Origin of the sequence: Acinetobacter sp. G11 (genome assembly GCF_049808495.1) — a bacterium.
In the GTDB taxonomy this organism is placed as follows: Bacteria; Pseudomonadota; Gammaproteobacteria; order Pseudomonadales; family Moraxellaceae; genus Acinetobacter; species Acinetobacter kookii.
In genome coordinates, this window is sequence record NZ_JBNCAT010000026.1 from 23,794 (window position 1) to 42,923 (window position 19,130).

Here is a 19,130-nt window from a genome sequence, read left to right on the forward strand (position 1 = left end):
AAGAAAATTTGAACATGTCCGCCCTAACACCAAAATTTTTAAGAATATTTCAGCCTGCAAAAGAGCCACATCGTTTAGCCGTTCCCTCTAGACGTTCAGGATTTTGTTCTGGCGATATTTTAAATGCTACTGTGGGTTATATTTATTTAAACAGTTTAGATCATCAGAAAATTCAAGGTCATTCTGTATTTAGCAATATGGATCTGTCCAGGCAAGAGGTTTTAGAATATAAGAAAAATAGGGACCAAACATACTCATCCCATAATAACAGTGTGGCTCAAATGGCGATAAAAAGTATAATCGCCACCTCTATCGCAAAAATAAGACTTGTGAATCAACCCGTCAGCTCTAGAAAAAATCCGGCAAAAGATTTTGAACCGGAGGAATTGTCACAAGCTGCTATAAAAATTTCTGAGGCTAAAACACTCTTCATACTCGCAGAAACCGCCGTATCTCCATGACGATTACTATTTTTACTGGTTTTATTATATTGGCGTGCAGTCTGGCCTGGTTATTTTCCTCTGATTTACGCCTTAAAGCACAAGACTTTTTTTTCGTTCTTATTCTGCAAAGTAAGAAACAATTCTATTCTGCCCGGGAATTTGCTCAGCAGTTCAATGATGCAGCTGCACCTAAACAACTCCAGTCATATTGGCATTTACAACAATGGTGGATACTGGTTGCGGGTCTTTCACTATTTTCCAGCATCTTGATTTTTGCTTTTACCCGTCCCGCAACTCCCACTAAAATTGAAACAGATTATTTAAGGTCAGTTGATCCTCAAATTTATGCATTGCTCGATGGGCAAATACTTGCACCGCCTCCTGAAGTGGAACAATCCTTGATTGAAGAAGCCATTATTTCTGCACGTCATATTGAAGCTAGTCAGTTCAGTGTTCAGGCAAAAACATTTAACTCCAATATAGAAAGTTTAGCGACTTCACATTTACATGGCGATTTCGTATCTGCCGATCGTAAATGGCATAAAATGAATCCACGTTATAAACAACGTTTATTGATGGTATTTAAAATCATGCAACAACGTTATGGCTATGAAATGGTTTTATTAGAAGGTTATCGTAGTCCAGAGCGCCAGAATGCCTTGGCTGGCAACAGTCATATTACCCGCGCCAAAGGCTTTCAAAGTTATCATCAATTTGGCCTGGCTGCCGATATTGCATTTAAACGGAATGGTAAAGTGGTTATTTCAGAACGTGATCCCTGGGCAATGCAAGGCTATCGGTTATATGGAGCAGTTGCAGAATCAGTCGGTTTAACTTGGGGTGGCCGTTGGACATCCATTCAAGATTATGGTCATAGCGAGTATCGTATGCCGGGACTTAAAAAAACAGCTGCAATGGCTGAACAGTTAACTGCGGAAAGTCAACTGTTGGCCGATTCTATCAATGAAGCTTTTGAATAACAGCAAATCTATTTGATATCTAAACTTAATTTAGATATTGATTCATTTCATCCAAAACCTGTTGCGTTTTTTCGGCATGCAGCCAATGTCCCGCATCTTCTATCACTGCAATTTTAGCATGGGGAAATTGCTGCTGGATTGCAGCAAAATGCTCATCCTTGCTTATATAGGCGGATTTTCCCCCGCGAATAAACAGGGCCTCTTTGGGCCATGGCTGGATCGTCTTCCAATTCAGGATTTCTGAATAATGATGGAATAAAGCATCGACATTAAATAACCATTGTCCCTTATTGAAGGATTTCATTAGAAATTGGATCACCATTTCTTCATGTAAATACTCACGCATAATTTGGGTCGCCTGCTGTCGACTTTCAATCTGGGCATTTTTGACGGAAAATAAGGCTTTAAAAATTTGCTCGTGATGACTTTCTTGATAGGCAAATGGTGCCATATCCAGAACAATCAATTGTTCTAATCGCTGCCCTGCCTGACTTGCCAATTGCATGGCAATTTTTCCACCCATGGAATGACCAATAGCAGAAAATTTTTGAATATTTAAAGAATCTAGTGTTTCCAGAATATCTGCTGCCATGACAGCATAATTCATTTCTGTTGCATGTGCTGAATGACCATGATTGCGGACATCAATTTGAATGACTGAATGAGAGTCATAATATCCCCGTGCCAGCATGCCTAAATTACTTAAACTGCCAAAGAGACCATGAATAAATACCAGTGTATTTTTTGCTGTAGCGGCTTCGTTAAGATGTATTTGGTGATTTAAAATCATGGATGTCTTTCATTACTTTTTAAATGAAATTATTTTTGAGTAAATAAGGAATTTAATCAATTGCTAATTTTTTAAATATTTTTTTGGTTAGGCTATTTGTGTGAGTAAAAAAAGAGCGATTTGTTCTGTTTGGATAAGCAGTTCAAAAGAACATTGAAGTAAAATTTTAAGATGACAAAATCAGGCTCAATGTCCTTTTTAAGCCTAATGTTTACTCTAAATTTAATTATTTAAAATAATTCAGAGGCAATTTTAAATAGCGGATACCGTTCGCTTCAGGATCAGAAAACCGCCCTCCATCCATATTGATTTGAATTGCAGGTAAAATCAGTTTAGGCATGGACAAAGTCGCATCACGGCGGTTACGCATCTCAACAAACCTGCTTTTATTGTATTTTCATTTAGGAAAATATTTCGTGTATAGCGCGTTATTCTTTTCTACCTTGGGGTTAATAATCGTGACAATATGACAAACAAAAAACCCGGAGTTGATTATTCAACTGATAAATTTTTGAATGGAGTTGAATCAAGTAACTGTACTGCCCTTTTAGAAGAATCACACAATAATTGGTATGGAAATAAACTTCAAAAGTTATTTTTGCTTAGGCTATTTTAATGTGCATACTCTATGATTAAATCAGCCTGCATCGTTTTTCTTGTTGCTTACGGCGCATCATAATCCACTATATTGTCATACCTGCTCTGGATCATTTTTTATTATTCTATAAATTCTTTGAGTACTTTTTCTGCAAACCACCACGGTAACTGTTGAACTTCCGGATTCATTTTCAATGTTTCGGCCGATTCAATTTCAGCAATAAAAGCCGCTTTTTCACCGTTAGAAGAGTTATCAAACAAATAGGTACGATCACTGGCATCAATCGCCTGCATAAGCAAATCCATACTGCGGTAATAACGCTCCACAATCTTTTGCTCTGGAACAGAATGTCCACCCACACTCACCCGGTATTTCACCCGGGCAATATTAATTCGTGGGTCAACCGTAGAAACATAATATAAATAGGTTTTAAAACCCTGCCGCTGGGCTTGTTGTAAAAACTCAACCTTAGAGATATGCGACATTACCGTTTCAAAGGTAAAACTGATTTTTAAGCGCAAAAATTCCAGGCGGATATAGTCAATAATCCGTGCACAAAGATAAGAATCGATTTCGGATTCATGAAACTGGATATTCGATTCATCAACTACACCAGGCTCTTGTTGCAGTAAAGGAATGAGTTGTCCGGATTGAGGGCGTTTTTTCTGCTTAAGGAAAGCAATTAAAGCGTGGGCCGTTAATGCGGGATGATAGGTCTTTAAATCCAGGCGTTGACTCAAGCGAAGATTCTGTTCCAGTTCATCGGCATTTAAATAAGCCCCAATATGATGGGGCAATAAATATTCCTTGACTGTGCTCTTTCCAGACCCATTCGGACCGGCAAACATCCTTATTCTTGGTGGAGGCATTCAGTTATACAGCTGCCTCTTGTTTTCTCTTGCGTTTTAAAATTTTAGGAAGATCATTCACATTTGTATATGCCTGATGCAAGTCAGCAATCACGGTTTCCTGTCCATTTACTTCGCGTTGTAACAGTTGCTGTTCTTTTGCATACACGACTGTTGCTGCCGTACATGCTTTGTTAAAGGCATGACGGAAAGCATGTATGGCAAGTTTAGGAATCATCTCATCCTCATATTTGCCTGCTTTCATGATGGTATAAGCTGTCATGGAACAACTCCCGTTACACAAGGTGTATTTGCCTATTATATTAACATAGCCGCAATAATTGTCTATAAATACACCAACATAGAAATGTAACGCTTTGCAGTGAATCTGATCCGAAACTACTGGTTCAGCGGCTCAGCATCATTGATCTTCTTTCCATACATCTTCATAGTCTTCACGATCAATCATAAAACGGAAACCTTCAGCCAAAGCCAGGTATGGCAGTGCTTCAGGTAAAATATCCTGTAACTCGCGAACCGTCATGGTCTGGAAAAAATCTTCTCTTTCTTCCAACTCGCCACCATAAATAAACCAGCCAATGTTTTCATCTGTTTCAGGCTTTTTACGAATCCCGACAATGGGTTCTTTATTTAAAGTTTGAACTGCAACGGCGACAACATCATCACCACTGACCTGGATATAGGCAGAATCAAATTCTTCACACAATAACTTTTGTTCTGCAATCAGTTCTTCTAAGGGTGAAAGTTGTGGGGATTTTTTTGACATTGCATTTCTCTGGCATATAAAACCGAATAACGACAGTTTAACTTAGAACGATTTAGCATGGCTAAACTTTTTATTTGCAGGATTTTTTGTTAAACTTGAAAAAGTTACAAAATCAAAAAAGATTAAAATGAAACTTCAAGATACAACAGAATTCGCAAGCAGCACTGGGCATGGTCACGGCGGTAGACGTAAAAATTCTGGCCGCAAAACCCAGTATCAGGAAAAAACCGTGGTGATGCGCGTACCCGAGTCTAAAGTATCTGAAATCAAAGCATGGTTAAAGCCCAAACCTGCCGATGACCGTAGTCAAAAGATCGAACTGCATCCTATACAGATTCAAACCCGACTCGATATTCCCTATCCGCTGGAATCGGTTGCTGCCGGTTTTCCCTCTCCGGCTCAGGATTACACTGAAGATGTCATCGATTTGAACCAATACCTGGTGCATAACCCCTCAAGTACTTTTGTATTACGGGTCAATTCATTGTCGATGAAAAATGCAGGCATAGACATTGATGACCAGATTCTAATTGACCGTAGCTTGAAACCAGAACACGGCGATATCGTTTTGGCCTTAATCAATAATGAATTTACCGTTAAACGGCTGATGAAAGAGAAACAGAAAAATGGGGAACTAAAAATCTGGCTAAAAGCAGAAAACCCCGAATACCCGGATATTTATTTACGCAGCGAAGAACAGCTGACGATCTGGGGTGTAGTGACCTGTATTTTAAAAAAATTACGCTAATAAATTTTATGAGTGGATATATAACTGGAGCAGATCAAAATTTTATTCTTAACATAAATAGACAGATAAAAGCCCCAAGTAAACTTGAGGCTTCATCATAAATCCTAAGCAAGCTTTAGGATTATTTTTGCTGTTGAGGATTTTTTTGCTGCTGTTGGCGTTGATTGCCCTGGTTTTGCTGACGTTGATTGTCTTGCTGCTGCTGTTGCTGTTGATGCTTTTGATTTTCGCTTTGCTGATTCGATTGTTGTTGATTAGCCATTTTCATATCCATCCTTTCGATTGATTACTAGCGCGGAGTGCTAGGGATATGCCGTATGTATTACGACTCTTATTAATCTAGCGGATATTTACCGTTAACCAACCCGCAAACTGTATCGACTTAATTCATTGTAATGATCAAAATATTAATTTACTGATTTTTAGTGCATCGACAAATCTCAGCTTTACCCTATTAACGCTAATTACACTGAACCTTACATGCTGCTCTAGCTCTTTATCGAATGGACTCTTGATTCTCTGCATTTTTAAAATTTGAAATTTATAAACGATTTTATTATCCTTACTTGAAAACGTTACAATTTCAAGAACAAAAATGAACCAGAAACTTTTTGCCTTAATTGATATCAATAATTGCTATGTCAGCTGTGAACGGGTATTTAATCCCCGTCTAAATGGCCAGCCTGTGGTTGTACTCTCCAACAACGACGGCTGTGTGGTTTCCCGAAGTAATGAAGCCAAGGCCTTAAATATCGGCATGGCCGTGCCTTGGTATGAGGTCGAGCAACAGGCTTTGGCAGCAGGTGTAAAAGTATTTTCCAGTAATTACGCTTTATATGCAGATATGTCGCGGCGCTTTTTTTCGATTCTGGAACAGCATTTCCATCCGGATGACCTGGAACCTTATTCGATTGATGAGTGCTTTATTCAGCTCGGCAGTTATGCAGAATATTTTGATGTAGAGCAATATTGCCGGGATTTAATTCAGCGCATTGAGCAATGGTTGGGTTTGCCTTGCTGCATAGGCGTTGGCACAACCAAGACCCTAGCCAAACTGGCCAATTATTTTGCAAAGAAAAGAAGCGGCTTTCAGTCGCTCTGTTATTTACCGCATGTAGATTTATGCAGTTATGAAAGCCTGCTCTTAGAGACACCGGCTAGCGAGATTTGGGGGATTGGTCGTAAAATCAGCAAACAGCTTCAAGACTATGAAATTTATAGTTGCTATGACTTAACTTTTGCCAATGAACATCATCTTGGCAAACAATTTTCGGTGATGATTGCACGGACGATTCGTGAACTAAAAGGTCAATCGTGTATTGCACTCAATGACCCTGCAACACCGGCAAAAAACATCCTTTCATCACGAAGTTTTGCTTCTGCATTAACCGAAAAATCAATCATCAAACAGGCGGTCATTTTTCATGTCAACCGTGCCCATAAACGCTTAACCCAACAGCGACAACTTTGTGCCTGCGTACATGTTTCACTCTATGAAAAAATATCCGTTCCACCCTATAAAAAGAAGCTTTCTTATGCGCTAGGCCTGGAATATGCAAGCGATGACTTACTTGCCTTAAATGGCGCAGCATTAAAGCAAATAGATGTTTTATTTAAAGAAAACAAGAAATATATTAAAGTTGAAATCATGTTGAGTGCCTTGCATATTAAACAGCACTATATTCATGACTTATGGCAACCTTTAGCCCTGATTCAACAACGGGATAATTTAATGAACACCCTGTTGAAAATGCAACAACGCTATGGCTCGGATTGTATTCAGGTAGGCTATCATTCTGCCAATCCGGCCTGGCAGATGAAACAGCAGCACCGCTCTCCACGCTACACCACCCGCTGGAAGGAACTGCTTACAATTCATGACTCTGCCCTGACTGTTACACAAAATAAATGAACTGTTTTGGTCAATTTAGCTTACAATGTAAGAAATAGTAATAATTATAAAAAATGTCATTTTTTAACATTGCCAATTACCTGCAAAGTTCTCATTATATAGCTCAGTTCTGACACATAGCTCTCGTATCAATTTTAAACAACTTATAATAGAAATACGGGAATATATGCCATAATACGCAAACTTTGCTGACATCTTGCAAGGTATATTTGCAAACTTATAATTGGAGCAAGCTGAATGAGCTTAACCATTTTGGTTATTCATGGACCGAATCTAAATTTACTCGGTATGCGTGAACCTGAGGTTTATGGAAACCTTACTCTAGACAATATAAATCAAAAGCTCATCGCTCAAGCTCAAAATGCATCTCTTTCCCTGGATACTTTTCAAAGCAACTGGGAAGGTGCAATTGTCGACCGAATTCATCAGGCACAAAAAGAAGGCGTTCAATTCATCATTATCAATCCTGCAGCTTTAACCCATACCTCTGTTGCAGTACGTGATGCGCTTCTTGGTGTTGCCATCCCCTTTATTGAAGTTCATTTGTCCAATGTACACGCACGTGAAGCATTCCGACATCATTCATATTTATCCGATAAAGCCGTTGGCGTAATTTGTGGTTTAGGTGCAAAAGGTTATAGCGCTGCACTGGACTTCGCCATCGATAAAATTCAACTCTCTACGCAATCATAATTAGGAATACTGTCTCATGGATATCCGTAAAATCAAGAAACTCATCGACCTGATGATTGAATCTGACTTACAAGCGATCGAAGTTAAAGAAGGTGATCAATCCATCGCCCTCACCCGTCGCAATCCTGTGGTAGCAGCAGCTGTTCCTGCAATGCCTGCACCTGCACCTGCCGCACCTGCTGCAAAAACACCGCGCGGCGCAGTTGAAACTTCTCCTATGGTTGGTGTGTTCTATGCAGCACCAAACCCAGGTGAAGCACCATTCGTCAAAGTGGGCCAAACCGTTTCTGCAGGCGAAACCCTGGGTATTATTGAAGCCATGAAAATCATGAACCCGATTGAAGCGACTCAAAGTGGTGTGATTGAAGAAATTCTGGTGAAAAATGGTGAAGTAATTCAATTCGGTCAACCATTGTTCCGCTATCGCGCCTAAAACCACGGGGACTCACAATGTTGCAAAAAGTTTTAATTGCAAACCGGGGTGAAATTGCTTTACGCATTACCCGAGCTTGCAGAACTTTAGGAATTAAAACCGTAGGTATTTATTCCGATGCCGATAAAGACCTGATGCATTTACGCTTTTGTGATGAAGCCGTATGTATCGGTCCGGGCGCAAGTAGCGAAAGCTATTTAAACATCCCGGCAATTATTACTGCTGCTGAAATTACCGGCGCAGATGCCATCCATCCTGGTTATGGCTTCTTGTCGGAAAATGCCGAGTTTGCAGAAATTGTTGAAAATTCTGGTTTTATCTTTATTGGTCCACGTCCAGAACATATTCGCTTAATGGGGAACAAAGTTTCCGCCATTATTGCCATGAAAAAAGCCGGTGTACCAACCGTACCGGGCTGTGACCATGCAGTGACTATTCACAATGCTCTTGCAGAAGCCAAAGAAATTGGCTTTCCACTGATCGTTAAAGCCGCTTCTGGTGGTGGTGGTCGTGGTATGCGTATTGTTGAACGTGTCGATACCCTGCTTGAGTCGGTTCAGGCTGCACAGCGTGATGCTGAAATGTGGTTTGGTGATGACACGGTTTATATGGAACGCTTCCTGCAAAAACCGCGTCACGTCGAAGTTCAGGTTTTGGCAGATGGTAATGGCCATGCCATTCACTTGTATGATCGTGACTGCTCACTACAGCGTCGCCATCAAAAAGTACTGGAAGAAGCTCCTGCTCCGGGCTTGCCTGAAGAAGCACGTGCTGAAATTTTAGAAGCCTGCGTTAATGCATGTAAACTCATGCAATACCGTGGTGCCGGTACATTCGAATTCCTGTTTGAAGATGGTGAATTCTTCTTCATTGAAATGAATACCCGTGTTCAGGTTGAACACCCGGTGACCGAAATGGTGACGGGTATTGATATCATTGAGCAACAATTGCGTATTGCTGGTGGTCTCGGTCTTGAAATCCAACAAGATCAAGTGGAAGTACGTGGTCATGCCATAGAATGTCGTATCAATGCGGAAGATCCAACTACATTCCTTCCATCTCCGGGCAAAATTGAAAATTATTATGCCCCAGGTGGTGCTGGTATCCGTATGGATTCGCATATTTACCCAGGCTACAGCATTCCACCTTACTATGATTCAATGATTGCAAAACTCATTGCCCATGGTAAAGATCGTGAAACGACTATTGCCCGCATGAAACAGGCATTAGAAGAAACCATCCTGACTGGTGTTAAAACCAACATTCCTTTGCATAGGGATTTAATTCTGGAAGATGAGAATTTCTGTAAGGAAGCAATGGATATTCATTATCTGGAAAAACACTTGTTGAAAAAGCTGGAAACTTATCAAGAAGCGTCTTAAATAAAGCATTAAGACTAAAAAACCGCTCTTTATGAGCGGTTTTTTATATTTATGAGCATATATTTATAAAATTATGAACAATCATCGTTAAGGCAATACACGGCGCAAGGTGGCAAAACATTGCTCGGCCTTTTCATTACTGCAGAAATTGATGGTCGAGGCATTTTTCCACTGCACGAAATATTGGGAAATCTCTCCAGTCTGATCTTCCTGCAAACCGGAACAATCCTTTTCATTATTGTCATACTTTACTTGCAAAACCAATGCAGACAATAAAGAACGTTCCTCTTGAGCCGGCTGAAAGTCATAAATTCCGGATGACCACTCCTGCCCACTTTTAATAATGACATTGTTATTCGCTTTAAAATTATAATATTCAATGCATTTATTATTGTTGGCCACTTGCATCCCCCATAAGCCCACAATTTCTGGACGAGTCACAATACGAATGGTATTCGAATTTTCAGCTCGATCCGTTTCTTCTGTTGCCACTACCGCTTGATTGTCATTTGCCATCGCAACAGATGCGCACAATGTAAGTAAAATTGTAAGATATGTTTTTTTCATGCATTCATTCAGTGCTAAAAATCCTTTGCTATAACTTAGCATATTTTTATGAAAAACCAGTATTTATCACCATATTATAACAATATAATTTCGTACTCTAACTGCACAGGAAAGCAAGTGGCTAAGTTGAAAAGAATCAATGCTTTTGGGAGATACTGAAGCAAGCCTCCCACTAATGATGCAGCGGCATCATCAATGTTCATTCGTCTTGAAAATATTTCTATTTAATCGTGAATATAGCAAAATAATTTTTTTAATACTTCTGACTAAGTCACCATCTTAGAGTGACAAGGATGTGATCTTGCATATTGTGCTGACTTCATCTAAATCATTTTCCATACAGCAACAGGTGAATGCCTTTTTTATCCTGGGTGCTGTGGTCCTGATTTGCTGTTTATGCGGGATTTTATCCAGGCCTGTCACCTTTTTAGCCTATCTATGGCCAGCAAATGCGGTTTTGCTGGGTCTATTTTTACGCTTTAAGCATTTAAACATCTGGGGTGGATGGTTAGGTGCCTTTAGCGCTTACATGCTGGCAGATTTAATGACGGGCAGTTCTTTGCAACTGACCTTTATTCTTAGCCTCTCAAATCTGATGAATGTCACGGTTTCATTGTTTCTTATCAACTTCTGGACATTAAATTATCACAATTACAATCAGGGCTTTACCTTCTTATATTTATTTATCATTTGTGCATTAGGAGGCAGCCTGGTCAGTGCCCTGTTTGCCATAGCTACAGTTCCTTATCTTTCTGATACTTTCATGTCCACGCAACGTCTGGGAGTGGATTTTGGCATGTGGTGGGCTGGTGAAATTGTCAATTATATTACCATTTTGCCAATTATTTTATTTTTTCCCACCCTGAATGAAATGGGTAAAAAATTTAAAAATATGAAGCTTAAACAGTTCCGGTTAACTAAACTGCTCCCGCTGGTTGCCATTGTAATTTCCGTGACTTTTACCCATATTTTCTTTGGGCCGGGTGCCTTACTTTATCCTCTGGCTGCATTAATCTGGGCAGCATTGAGTTATCCCATTTTTAGCGTTGCCCTGATCAACAGCATTGTCTGTTTAGTGACTTATCATAGTCTGACTTATTTTTACTTATCGGAGTCATCATCGGCATATTTAACCACCACCATTTCCGTACGTATTGGTTTATGTATGCTCGGTTTAGCCCCTCTCATTCTTTGCATTATTACCAGTAATCGCCGTGAACTTTACAAAAAAGTGTTACATCTAGCCAATCATGACAGCTTGACCAACACCATAAACAGACGTCATCTTTTTGAAAAAGGTGAAAGATATCTAAGTGAAGCTAAAAGCCATACGGTTTCATTGATTATGCTCGATCTGGATCATTTTAAAAAAATGAATGACCAATATGGACATCATATCGGGGATTTGGTTCTCAAACATTTTTCGCAACTGGTGGAAGACAATATCCGGACCAATGAACTTTTCGCCCGTATAGGGGGTGAAGAATTTCTGATCCTCCTCATGAATACGACTTTACAGGAAACCCAAACTATTGCTGAAAGAATCCGGATTAAAACCGAGCTAACCCCGATGCAACTGCCTGATGGAGATTTATTGTTTATTACCACCAGTATTGGTATTGCCCATCAAAGCTTGCCTACCGAGCTGAGCTTGCAACATATTATTAATCAGGCAGATCATGCCCTGTATCGTTCAAAAGCTTTGGGACGCAATCAGATCACCATTGCTTCTTGATATAAAACCGGTTGCATACTGCCCAGAACCATAGCACAGCAGCAATCTTGTCATTAACCGCGTAGAATGCTGACTTTTCTTTACGGTTTTTTTAGCTTTGCTGGATATCTTTCGGTAGCCAGCGTACAAACAGCAAACCCACAGCTGTTGAAAGCCCAGCCAGAACAAAAACCATTTCGCCGGAGATGACTTGCCAATATTTTCCCGCCAGAATACTTCCTAAAGCCACGCCTAAACCCCACATGGTACTGTACATGGCCTGACCACGACCTTGCTGACCGGCAGAAAAGTTTTGAAAGATAATGCGCATGGCAATCATATGAAACAGGCCAAAACTAAAAGCGTGAATACTCTGGGCTAAGAACTGTGCCATAAAGAAATGAGGCAATAGTCCCACAATAATCCAGCGTGCACCGGTCAGGACCAGACACACACTGGCAAGACTGCGCCATGAAAAACGGGTTAAAAAAATATGCGCAAATGCAAACATAATAATTTCCGCAACCACCCCCACTGACCACAACAGGCCAATTTCAGTGGTCGAAAAACCTGTTTGATGCAAGTAGTTACTATAGAAACTATAAAATGGAGCATGGGAAAATAATAAAACAAATTCAATAGCAAAAAATGCAGCAACTACAGGTCGTTTTAATATCGGCATTAATGGTTCTAGTTTTTGTTGTGATCGCGGCGCTGTGCTGGGTTCTTTGATGCTAAAAGACCAAAGGAAAGCCAAAAATGCAATACACAACAACATCAGTGGCAGCATGGAAATAGGGACAATTTCAAGTAAGGCACCAATACCGAAAACGCCCACAATAAAACCCACCGAGCCCCATTTTCTTACTTTCCCATACAGCTGAGTACGCTTTTCAGCCAGCCAGAACAGCGTAACCCCTTCAAATTGCGCTAAAATGGCATTCTGAAAAAAGCTGAAAATCAGCATCAGCAATGCCACAGACTGGAAGGTATTTGGAATCAGAAAAATCATGAACCAGATACAGGCTTCCATCCAGGTGGCTATACGGACCAACAGCATTCTTTTGCCCGATTTATCGGCAATCCATCCCCAAATGAACGGTGCGAAAAAGCGGGTAATGATTGCGATTGAAGATAACAGTCCGATTTCTTGATAATTAAAGCCCTGATCTTCCAGATACAAATTCCAAAAAGGCATGAACGTACCGACTATGGAATAGTAGAAGAAGTAGAATCCTGCCAGTCTGTGCTGAATTGAAATAGGCTGCATTACATTGCATATCCTTGCATTATCAATAATTTAAATTCATTTAGGGTTGCATATATTTGCATATAACTGTCTATACCTGTATTTCAATATTTTAAAAAGTCATTAATTTTTAATATTTTATCACCAAGCACAGTGCAGGTAAAAAATTAAAAAAGTTGCGACATCATATAAAAAGCCGCCCGTTCAGATGGTCTATTTTATATAAGTAAATTATATTTCTGCTGTGACAGCCTTTTCAGTTCAAACAAGCGCAGAAATGGTTTGAACAACGAAAAAAATCAGGACAAAAAACTGGAAAAGTTTAGGCCTTAACAGCAATGGTCAAACATATGATTGCTTGCCGGGTGGACATGCGAAGAAATGTCTAAAGCAGAAAAAATAGGATTGAAAGCATGGAAATAAATTTAAGTCAGCCTCGAATGAGGGTCTCACTTTTAAAAAATAATTTATAGATGTAAGAGATTAAAGCCAAATACAGCATGGTATCTGCCTATTTTTATTTAATTTACAAACTTTGTTAATAGTTCATTCAGAAAGACAAGTAAAAACTGGTACATTAAAAATGACATTATAAAAAAGAAGGATGGTGCAAGTGATGAAAATTAAAGACCTTGTTCTCAAACTGACGGTGAGCTGCCTATGTTTAGGTTCAACATACGCAATTGCCTCGCCTGAACTTTCCAATAACAGTAAAATTCAAATATCAAATCTTCCCGCTAAAACACCCGGTACTCTATTATCCATACAAGCACAAAATACCAATCTATTTCCGAATGCATCACAACGCTTCCTAATTACCTATCGCAGCCGCGGAATACAGTCGGAACCAATTGTAGCTTCCGGATTTATTTTACTGCCTAAAGGAAAAGCACCAAAAGAAGGTTGGCCTATTTTAGCTTGGGCGCATGGTACAACAGGTGTTGCAGATACTTGTGCTCCTTCGAGTGATTATGTGGGTGGACCTGTTCATATATATCAACAAATAGCAGCAAAAGCTTTGAATGCCTGGCTTGCTCGTGGATATGCGGTGGTTGCACCAGACTATCAGGGCTTAGGTACACCAAGCGGACATCCCTATATGAATGCTCAAAGCCAATTACATACTGTAGTGGATGCTGTAAGGACGACACACCATTTAAAACCTTACAAATTTAATAAAAATTGGTATGTCATGGGGCATAGTCAAGGCGGGGCTGCATCTCTTGCTGTTGCAGCGTATGGACAAAAAGATGCACCCGAACTTAATTTGCGCGGGGCAATTACCCTTGCTCCAGGCGGTTATCAATATGAAGGAATTGCAGAATATGTAGCAACCCACTCTCAAATTGACACCAGTGTTGCAGCATTTTTTCCAATCGTTCTTCTGGGAGCGGAAGCTGCAGACCCTAGCCTCGTTCCAGCAAATTTAGTTAGCCCGGAAATGGGGGAAATTCTTAATCAGGCACGTAGCCGCTGTTTATCCGAATTACAATCTGATCTGAAGCAAGCACCTAAAACTGTCTTTAAACCGAATGTAAATCTGACACCTTTGACCAATTATCTAAAGAAGCAGTCTATTGAGAATATGATCCCCACTGTGCCAGTTATGGTTGTTCAAGGTGAGAAAGATCAGTTAGTGGATTCACGCGGTACTTATGCCTACTATCAACAAATCTGCAAGATGGAAAAACCTATTGCGTTTTATCCTTTGAAAGAAGGCGACCATCGGGACTCCTTAAGACAAAGTGAATTTTTAATTGGAAATTTTATAAACTCAATTGAAAATAAGAAAAGCTTAAGCACTTGCAGTGCAAAATAGCCTAGATGCAATCTTTAGAATCAAGGTTATACGAGTTATTTATGGAATTCATAGACAGCATTTTGAATATAATGGATGTCTATGAACAGAGAAATTCAACAATGCTGAATGAGTTTGTCGGAGATGTGGTATTTCCAGACAGCTTTTACGCAAATGATGGAAACCATATACTGAACAGGACATTGATAAATTAAATAGCCTGCTTAAACGCCGTTAAAATCTTCTAATATCAAGTCAATGAACTGACGGTCTTCATATTAGAAATGCATTGGGCTAGAAATCTTGGGCTCGACCTTTACAAACAGAATGGATGAGGCTTCATGGAATCTCGCTGATTTTAAAGACCATCCCTAAAGTCTTATCTCCCCCTCAAGTCAAAACGATTAGAAAATTCGTCCTAAAAATGAACGCATTCAAAACATCCCTTACAAAAGGATTTAAAGACCGCTAAATTGAAACGATCTATATGAATCATACACAATTTTTAAATTAACTTAATTGAAAGTTAATTATTTTAAAATCACGCTTTCCAGTTGACTATGATACCTGCAATTGCATGATTTGAAATGCATAATGTCAAAGACCTTAATGCTCTATTGCATTTTTAAAAATCAGTACAGATATAAACGGACTCACTTAAAAATTGCTGTTTCGTTTGAAAAATCCATGTTTATTTTTCGATCAGTTTATGTGGATTATTCGTTAATAATCAAATGAATTGAGAAATTTTTTATAAAATTATCATGTGTTGTTTGTCTCACAATTATCTTTTAGGTAAATCAATTGGAGAAAGCAAATGTTAAATAAAACGATGATCGCAAGCAGCTTCGCTGTCTCTATAGTTTTGGCAGGTTGTACGTCCTCAATGCTGAATCCTTCTACCGAAAGAAATTTAGCGAAATTGCAAAATAAAAACTGGGTGATGACCGAAATTAATCAAATGAATTATAAAGCCGACCCTACCTTATCCGCAGTTCCAACGCTTAGTTTTGGTCACAGCCAACTCAGCGACAGTGATGGCTGTAACCAATTTATGGGTGGGTATGCCATAAAAGGCAACCAGATTAAATTTTCAAATTTGGTCACTACCGAAAAAGCCTGTTTAAATCCAACCGATTTACCGCAAAAATTTTCACAGGCGTTAAACCAGGTGGTCAGCTATGATGCGACCGATAGTGAATTAAAGCTCTTGGATAACAATCGTCGCGTGGTACTTAAGTTTAAGAACCTTAAATAGAGAATACGGATAAAACTTAGCCCTCATCAGAGGGCTTTTATTGATCAATCCTATTACCTGAATCATTCAAAAAACGCATTCCGCTTAAGAACAGAACAACATGTTATTTATGTTGTTTTTGCGGATTGTTTTGTTGATTAGGTTGTTGCTGCACATTGGACTGCTGGTTTTGCTGATTACCTTGCCGATTCTCTTGTTTTTCCTTTTGTTTATCGCGATCGCGCTCTTGATTATGCTGGCTCATTTGAAGAGGTTGTTGATTAATCATTTGCATGTCCTTCCTCAATTTAGAATCTACATGAGCTAATCTACTATTTAATCTTTTTTATCCAATCTTAACTTTGTGTCAATTTCATTCAATGTAATTTAGATGCATCTATATGATTGATCTGCAACGAGGCGATTTTAACCCTGTTAACATTTCTTTATGATATGAGCGTTTTTTTCTAAGACAAAATCTATTCCCCTCCAATCAAATTGGAGTAAGTTAAACTATTCAGAACTGTCATTTTCGCTTGAGTTAACCGCTAAAATGCCTTAGTCATTTTTACCACATTTGCGACATTCCTGGACGTAGCCGTGCTTGTGATCCCAATTGAATTCATAAACATGAATACAAAAAAATTTACGAAATGTATTAAGCATATCTTTCACCTCACCTACCGGTTCAGAAAAAGGATTAATACTTAATAATATGGGTATAAACAGCATAACTTTCAAATAATAAGGTCAAAATTTCAGAGCAAGATATTAAAATAATTTGGCAATTTTGGACTTTACTGGTCTTTATCCATGGAATGAGGAGTGGTGGTTTTATCTTGCTGCGACGTATCATTATCCTGTTTTTGACAGGCACTTAGACCTAGCATAAGCACTACTCCTATAAATAGCAGTTTTTTCATCATCAATCCTTATATTCTTTCTATCAAAATTAAGAATAGAAGAGATACCGACTTACACGGTTCAATTTTTACAGCAAAAATGTAAAAATGGCTTATTCATTTAATTTTTATTTACGGTTTTTTGAGTAAAAAACAATCGGGATAGGAAAATTTTCATAATAACTGCCAATATTTCTCTAGATGATCCACTGTTGATTCGAACTACGAGAATATTTTTTAAGCGATGAAATTTAGGTCAAAATTTCCCATAAGATCGAATTTTCTGAAGTTTCAACAAAGCCGATTACTTCATCATTTTCATTCAACTTGGGAATAAACTGATGATTATCCATATCATAATAACCAGCATGATCTTGTGCCTGAGCCAAGGTGACTTCATCGCCTAAAACCTTGTTAATCATTCGCTCTTCGCCTGAATTTGGGTTTCTAATTTTAATCATAACCATTGATCTTCATTTATATTTTGATCTTTATCATAAGAAATTAGAGCTGAAGATGTGAATTAATTTGTTAGCTTGAATGTAAACTGCTTTAGCTTTTTAGTTTCCAATCTAAAGAGAAAAAAATAAAAAGAGATATCCAAGTGTATCGTTGATAACTTTTTCATACATTATGTTATTTAATGTTTTACTCATCTAAATTCATCTTCTAAAGCTTCTAATATGTTTTAAGCATTTAAAAAAATAGTGAAGCAAAATATGAACAAATATCCTAAAAGCCCATCCATTGAAGTCCAAGCCCATCAACCGGGTATTCAATCGCAAATGCATCCACAGCCCGAAGTCATCAAACCCAACTATCAGGGAAGCAATAAATTAAAAGACAAAGTTGCCCTGATTACGGGGGGTGATAGCGGCATTGGCAGATCAATCGCCGTACTGTTTGCACGCGAAGGTGCAGATATTGCCATATGCTATCTGGAAGAAGATGGAGATGCTGAAGAAACCAAGAAAATGGTGGAACAAGAAGGTCGCCGTTGCCTACTGTTGAAATTCGATTTGCAACATCACGATGAAATAAGCAAAATAGTTGAAAGAACGCTGCAAAAATTTCAAACCATCAATATTTTAATTAACAATGCCGGCGTTCAGTACCCGCAAAAACATATTACAGATATCAATACCCAACAACTTTTTAAAACATTTGAAATCAATATCCTGGCTATGTTTTATCTGACACAAATGGTAATTCCGTATATGAAACCAGGCGATACAATCATCAATACCAGCAGCATCACCAGTTATCATGGCCATGATCTACTCATCGATTATGCAAGCACCAAAGGTGCGATTACCTCATTTACCCGGAGTCTATCCACAAATTTATTGAAAAATAAAACCGGAATTAGAGTCAATGCAGTCGCTCCCGGACCGATCTGGACACCGTTAATACCGAGCAGTTTTGATGAAGAACAGTTAAAAGATTTTGGTAAGACCACGCCGATGGGACGCATGGGACAACCCAGTGAAGTGGCTCCTGCATACCTGTTTCTAGCCTCGGATGAAGCAAGTTATATATCTGGACAAGTCATTCATGTTAATGGTGGCAGCATTATTAATGGCTAAAGCATTTAAAATTACCGGTTGGAATTTTCTTTAACACTTTAGCCTGTAAGAATAATTTGAATCATCATGAATCAAATCCACACCAAACCTTGACATATTATTACCCACCATTCATTTTTTTTTGCTTAAATGAATGAAGCTGTAAATTCAAAAGAGGGATTCATTATGCCTAGAGGCGATAAATCATCTTATACTGCCAAACAGAAGCGGCAAGCCAAACATATTGAGGAAAGTGAAAAAGAGCGTGGGCTTTCCGAGGAGGATGCTGAACGCATTGCTTGGGCTACCGTAAATAAACAGGATGGTGGCGGCAAGAAAAAAAGACACCATTAGCAGTTATTCATTTATAGTTCTTAGATTCTCAAATGAAGTGCAACAGAGATTAAATTATTGGAAGGAAGCAAGATGAGCTAGCATTTTGCTTCCGACCGACCAAAGTCAAAGTTGCATCATGAACTACACT

22 protein-coding genes and 1 pseudogene are annotated in these 19,130 nt (G+C 38.9%); 12 read left to right on the forward strand and 11 right to left on the reverse strand.

Going from position 1 to position 19,130, the window contains the following annotated elements; genetic code table 11:
* Window positions 1-14: 14 nt before the first annotated feature.
* Together ACPUEY_RS10385 and ACPUEY_RS10390 are read left to right on the forward strand one after the other, a co-directional pair.
* Complete coding sequence (locus tag ACPUEY_RS10385) at window positions 15-461, forward strand: hypothetical protein (RefSeq protein WP_425122025.1); 447 nt, start codon at window positions 15-17, stop codon at window positions 459-461.
* Window positions 458-1,423 (forward strand): M15 family metallopeptidase, encoded by a 966-nt coding sequence (locus ACPUEY_RS10390; RefSeq protein WP_425122026.1) that lies wholly within the window; start codon window positions 458-460, stop codon window positions 1,421-1,423. The genes ACPUEY_RS10385 and ACPUEY_RS10390 overlap by 4 nt, the downstream gene beginning before the upstream one ends.
* 25 nt (window positions 1,424-1,448) lie before the next feature.
* Here the strand turns inward: ACPUEY_RS10390 and ACPUEY_RS10395 are convergent, their stop codons facing one another.
* From ACPUEY_RS10395 to ACPUEY_RS10415, 5 genes and pseudogenes are all read right to left on the reverse strand, one after another.
* Entirely contained in the window at window positions 1,449-2,213 is a 765-nt protein-coding gene (locus ACPUEY_RS10395; RefSeq protein WP_425122027.1) for an alpha/beta fold hydrolase, read from the reverse strand.
* 226 nt (window positions 2,214-2,439) lie between these two features.
* Window positions 2,440-2,642: pseudogene (locus ACPUEY_RS10400) on the reverse strand (MBL fold metallo-hydrolase); the annotation flags it as partial.
* A 288-nt stretch (window positions 2,643-2,930) separates the two neighbouring features.
* Window positions 2,931-3,680, reverse strand: a complete 750-nt coding sequence (locus tag ACPUEY_RS10405; RefSeq protein WP_425122028.1) for a zeta toxin — start codon at window positions 3,678-3,680, stop codon at window positions 2,931-2,933.
* Between the two features lie 4 nt (window positions 3,681-3,684).
* Window positions 3,685-3,942, reverse strand: coding sequence for a hypothetical protein (locus tag ACPUEY_RS10410; protein ID WP_131273711.1), 258 nt, complete (start codon window positions 3,940-3,942; stop codon window positions 3,685-3,687).
* Between the two features lie 138 nt (window positions 3,943-4,080).
* Entirely contained in the window at window positions 4,081-4,446 is a 366-nt protein-coding gene (locus ACPUEY_RS10415; protein ID WP_425122029.1) for an immunity protein Imm33 domain-containing protein, read from the reverse strand.
* Window positions 4,447-4,573: 127 nt separating this feature from the next.
* On the opposite strand from ACPUEY_RS10415, the gene ACPUEY_RS10420 reads away from it, so the two are divergent.
* A complete protein-coding gene (locus tag ACPUEY_RS10420) occupies window positions 4,574-5,194 on the forward strand; it encodes a LexA family protein (protein ID WP_092818133.1) in 621 nt (206 codons plus the stop codon).
* A 121-nt stretch (window positions 5,195-5,315) separates the two neighbouring features.
* Here ACPUEY_RS10420 and ACPUEY_RS10425 read toward each other — a convergent pair whose 3' ends face one another.
* On the reverse strand, window positions 5,316-5,456 hold the full coding sequence (locus ACPUEY_RS10425; RefSeq protein WP_165493300.1) for a hypothetical protein: 141 nt from the start codon (window positions 5,454-5,456) through the stop codon (window positions 5,316-5,318).
* Between the two features lie 333 nt (window positions 5,457-5,789).
* On the opposite strand from ACPUEY_RS10425, the gene ACPUEY_RS10430 reads away from it, so the two are divergent.
* The 4 genes from ACPUEY_RS10430 to accC all read left to right on the forward strand — a co-directional run bounded on the left by ACPUEY_RS10430 (window position 5,790) and on the right by accC (window position 9,614).
* On the forward strand, window positions 5,790-7,106 hold the full coding sequence (locus ACPUEY_RS10430) for a Y-family DNA polymerase (RefSeq protein WP_425122030.1): 1,317 nt from the start codon (window positions 5,790-5,792) through the stop codon (window positions 7,104-7,106).
* Window positions 7,107-7,343: 237 nt separating this feature from the next.
* On the forward strand, window positions 7,344-7,799 hold the full coding sequence (gene aroQ, locus ACPUEY_RS10435) for a type II 3-dehydroquinate dehydratase (RefSeq protein WP_092818135.1): 456 nt from the start codon (window positions 7,344-7,346) through the stop codon (window positions 7,797-7,799).
* 16 nt (window positions 7,800-7,815) lie between these two features.
* Window positions 7,816-8,232 (forward strand): acetyl-CoA carboxylase biotin carboxyl carrier protein, encoded by a 417-nt coding sequence (gene accB, locus ACPUEY_RS10440; protein WP_425122031.1) that lies wholly within the window; start codon window positions 7,816-7,818, stop codon window positions 8,230-8,232.
* A 17-nt stretch (window positions 8,233-8,249) separates the two neighbouring features.
* Window positions 8,250-9,614, forward strand: coding sequence for an acetyl-CoA carboxylase biotin carboxylase subunit (gene accC / locus ACPUEY_RS10445; RefSeq protein ID WP_425122033.1), 1,365 nt, complete (start codon window positions 8,250-8,252; stop codon window positions 9,612-9,614).
* Between the two features lie 87 nt (window positions 9,615-9,701).
* Here accC and ACPUEY_RS10450 read toward each other — a convergent pair whose 3' ends face one another.
* Window positions 9,702-10,181, reverse strand: coding sequence for a hypothetical protein (locus tag ACPUEY_RS10450; RefSeq protein ID WP_092818138.1), 480 nt, complete (start codon window positions 10,179-10,181; stop codon window positions 9,702-9,704).
* Between the two features lie 301 nt (window positions 10,182-10,482).
* Between ACPUEY_RS10450 and ACPUEY_RS10455 the strand changes: the two genes are divergently transcribed.
* The gene (locus ACPUEY_RS10455) at window positions 10,483-11,916 is read left to right on the forward strand and encodes a diguanylate cyclase (RefSeq protein ID WP_425122034.1); all 1,434 of its coding nucleotides are present in this window, start codon (window positions 10,483-10,485) and stop codon (window positions 11,914-11,916) included.
* Between the two features lie 91 nt (window positions 11,917-12,007).
* Here the strand turns inward: ACPUEY_RS10455 and ACPUEY_RS10460 are convergent, their stop codons facing one another.
* The gene (locus ACPUEY_RS10460; protein ID WP_425122035.1) at window positions 12,008-13,165 is read right to left on the reverse strand and encodes an MFS transporter; all 1,158 of its coding nucleotides are present in this window, start codon (window positions 13,163-13,165) and stop codon (window positions 12,008-12,010) included.
* A gap of 583 nt (window positions 13,166-13,748) precedes the next feature.
* Between ACPUEY_RS10460 and ACPUEY_RS10465 the strand changes: the two genes are divergently transcribed.
* Together ACPUEY_RS10465 and ACPUEY_RS10470 are read left to right on the forward strand one after the other, a co-directional pair.
* The gene (locus ACPUEY_RS10465) at window positions 13,749-14,963 is read left to right on the forward strand and encodes an alpha/beta fold hydrolase (RefSeq protein WP_425122036.1); all 1,215 of its coding nucleotides are present in this window, start codon (window positions 13,749-13,751) and stop codon (window positions 14,961-14,963) included.
* Between the two features lie 796 nt (window positions 14,964-15,759).
* Window positions 15,760-16,200 carry an META domain-containing protein gene (locus ACPUEY_RS10470; RefSeq protein ID WP_425122037.1) on the forward strand — a complete coding sequence of 147 codons (441 nt, stop codon included), beginning with the start codon at window positions 15,760-15,762 and terminating at the stop codon, window positions 16,198-16,200.
* A gap of 103 nt (window positions 16,201-16,303) precedes the next feature.
* Here the strand turns inward: ACPUEY_RS10470 and ACPUEY_RS10475 are convergent, their stop codons facing one another.
* The 3 genes from ACPUEY_RS10475 to ACPUEY_RS10485 all read right to left on the reverse strand — a co-directional run bounded on the left by ACPUEY_RS10475 (window position 16,304) and on the right by ACPUEY_RS10485 (window position 17,542).
* On the reverse strand, window positions 16,304-16,468 hold the full coding sequence (locus ACPUEY_RS10475) for a hypothetical protein (protein WP_171259612.1): 165 nt from the start codon (window positions 16,466-16,468) through the stop codon (window positions 16,304-16,306).
* Between the two features lie 508 nt (window positions 16,469-16,976).
* Window positions 16,977-17,069, reverse strand: coding sequence for a hypothetical protein (locus ACPUEY_RS10480; RefSeq protein ID WP_409449170.1), 93 nt, complete (start codon window positions 17,067-17,069; stop codon window positions 16,977-16,979).
* A gap of 263 nt (window positions 17,070-17,332) precedes the next feature.
* Window positions 17,333-17,542, reverse strand: coding sequence for a hypothetical protein (locus ACPUEY_RS10485; RefSeq protein WP_143002171.1), 210 nt, complete (start codon window positions 17,540-17,542; stop codon window positions 17,333-17,335).
* Window positions 17,543-17,788: 246 nt separating this feature from the next.
* Here ACPUEY_RS10485 and ACPUEY_RS10490 point away from each other — a divergent pair, with 246 nt between their 5' ends.
* Both ACPUEY_RS10490 and ACPUEY_RS10495 read left to right on the forward strand, forming a co-directional pair.
* Entirely contained in the window at window positions 17,789-18,667 is an 879-nt protein-coding gene (locus ACPUEY_RS10490) for an SDR family oxidoreductase (RefSeq protein WP_425122038.1), read from the forward strand.
* Between the two features lie 165 nt (window positions 18,668-18,832).
* Window positions 18,833-19,000 carry a hypothetical protein gene (locus tag ACPUEY_RS10495; RefSeq protein ID WP_092818144.1) on the forward strand — a complete coding sequence of 56 codons (168 nt, stop codon included), beginning with the start codon at window positions 18,833-18,835 and terminating at the stop codon, window positions 18,998-19,000.
* Window positions 19,001-19,130: the final 130 nt, after the last annotated feature.

Coding starts and splice junctions, on each gene's coding strand:
- ACPUEY_RS10480 (WP_409449170.1), bottom strand. CDS start 17,069: ATGCTAGGTCTAAGTGCCTGTCAAAAACAGGATAATGATACGTCGCAG.
- ACPUEY_RS10385 (WP_425122025.1), top strand. CDS start 15: ATGTCCGCCCTAACACCAAAATTTTTAAGAATATTTCAGCCTGCAAAA.
- ACPUEY_RS10450 (WP_092818138.1), bottom strand. CDS start 10,181: ATGAAAAAAACATATCTTACAATTTTACTTACATTGTGCGCATCTGTT.
- ACPUEY_RS10410 (WP_131273711.1), bottom strand. CDS start 3,942: ATGACAGCTTATACCATCATGAAAGCAGGCAAATATGAGGATGAGATG.
- ACPUEY_RS10465 (WP_425122036.1), top strand. CDS start 13,749: ATGGTGCAAGTGATGAAAATTAAAGACCTTGTTCTCAAACTGACGGTG.
- ACPUEY_RS10425 (WP_165493300.1), bottom strand. CDS start 5,456: ATGGCTAATCAACAACAATCGAATCAGCAAAGCGAAAATCAAAAGCAT.
- ACPUEY_RS10470 (WP_425122037.1), top strand. CDS start 15,760: ATGTTAAATAAAACGATGATCGCAAGCAGCTTCGCTGTCTCTATAGTT.
- ACPUEY_RS10485 (WP_143002171.1), bottom strand. CDS start 17,542: ATGATTAAAATTAGAAACCCAAATTCAGGCGAAGAGCGAATGATTAAC.
- accC (WP_425122033.1), top strand. CDS start 8,250: ATGTTGCAAAAAGTTTTAATTGCAAACCGGGGTGAAATTGCTTTACGC.
- ACPUEY_RS10390 (WP_425122026.1), top strand. CDS start 458: ATGACGATTACTATTTTTACTGGTTTTATTATATTGGCGTGCAGTCTG.
- ACPUEY_RS10395 (WP_425122027.1), bottom strand. CDS start 2,213: ATGATTTTAAATCACCAAATACATCTTAACGAAGCCGCTACAGCAAAA.
- ACPUEY_RS10420 (WP_092818133.1), top strand. CDS start 4,574: ATGAAACTTCAAGATACAACAGAATTCGCAAGCAGCACTGGGCATGGT.
- ACPUEY_RS10430 (WP_425122030.1), top strand. CDS start 5,790: ATGAACCAGAAACTTTTTGCCTTAATTGATATCAATAATTGCTATGTC.
- ACPUEY_RS10460 (WP_425122035.1), bottom strand. CDS start 13,165: ATGCAGCCTATTTCAATTCAGCACAGACTGGCAGGATTCTACTTCTTC.
- ACPUEY_RS10495 (WP_092818144.1), top strand. CDS start 18,833: ATGCCTAGAGGCGATAAATCATCTTATACTGCCAAACAGAAGCGGCAA.
- accB (WP_425122031.1), top strand. CDS start 7,816: ATGGATATCCGTAAAATCAAGAAACTCATCGACCTGATGATTGAATCT.
- aroQ (WP_092818135.1), top strand. CDS start 7,344: ATGAGCTTAACCATTTTGGTTATTCATGGACCGAATCTAAATTTACTC.
- ACPUEY_RS10405 (WP_425122028.1), bottom strand. CDS start 3,680: ATGCCTCCACCAAGAATAAGGATGTTTGCCGGTCCGAATGGGTCTGGA.
- ACPUEY_RS10475 (WP_171259612.1), bottom strand. CDS start 16,468: ATGATTAATCAACAACCTCTTCAAATGAGCCAGCATAATCAAGAGCGC.
- ACPUEY_RS10415 (WP_425122029.1), bottom strand. CDS start 4,446: ATGTCAAAAAAATCCCCACAACTTTCACCCTTAGAAGAACTGATTGCA.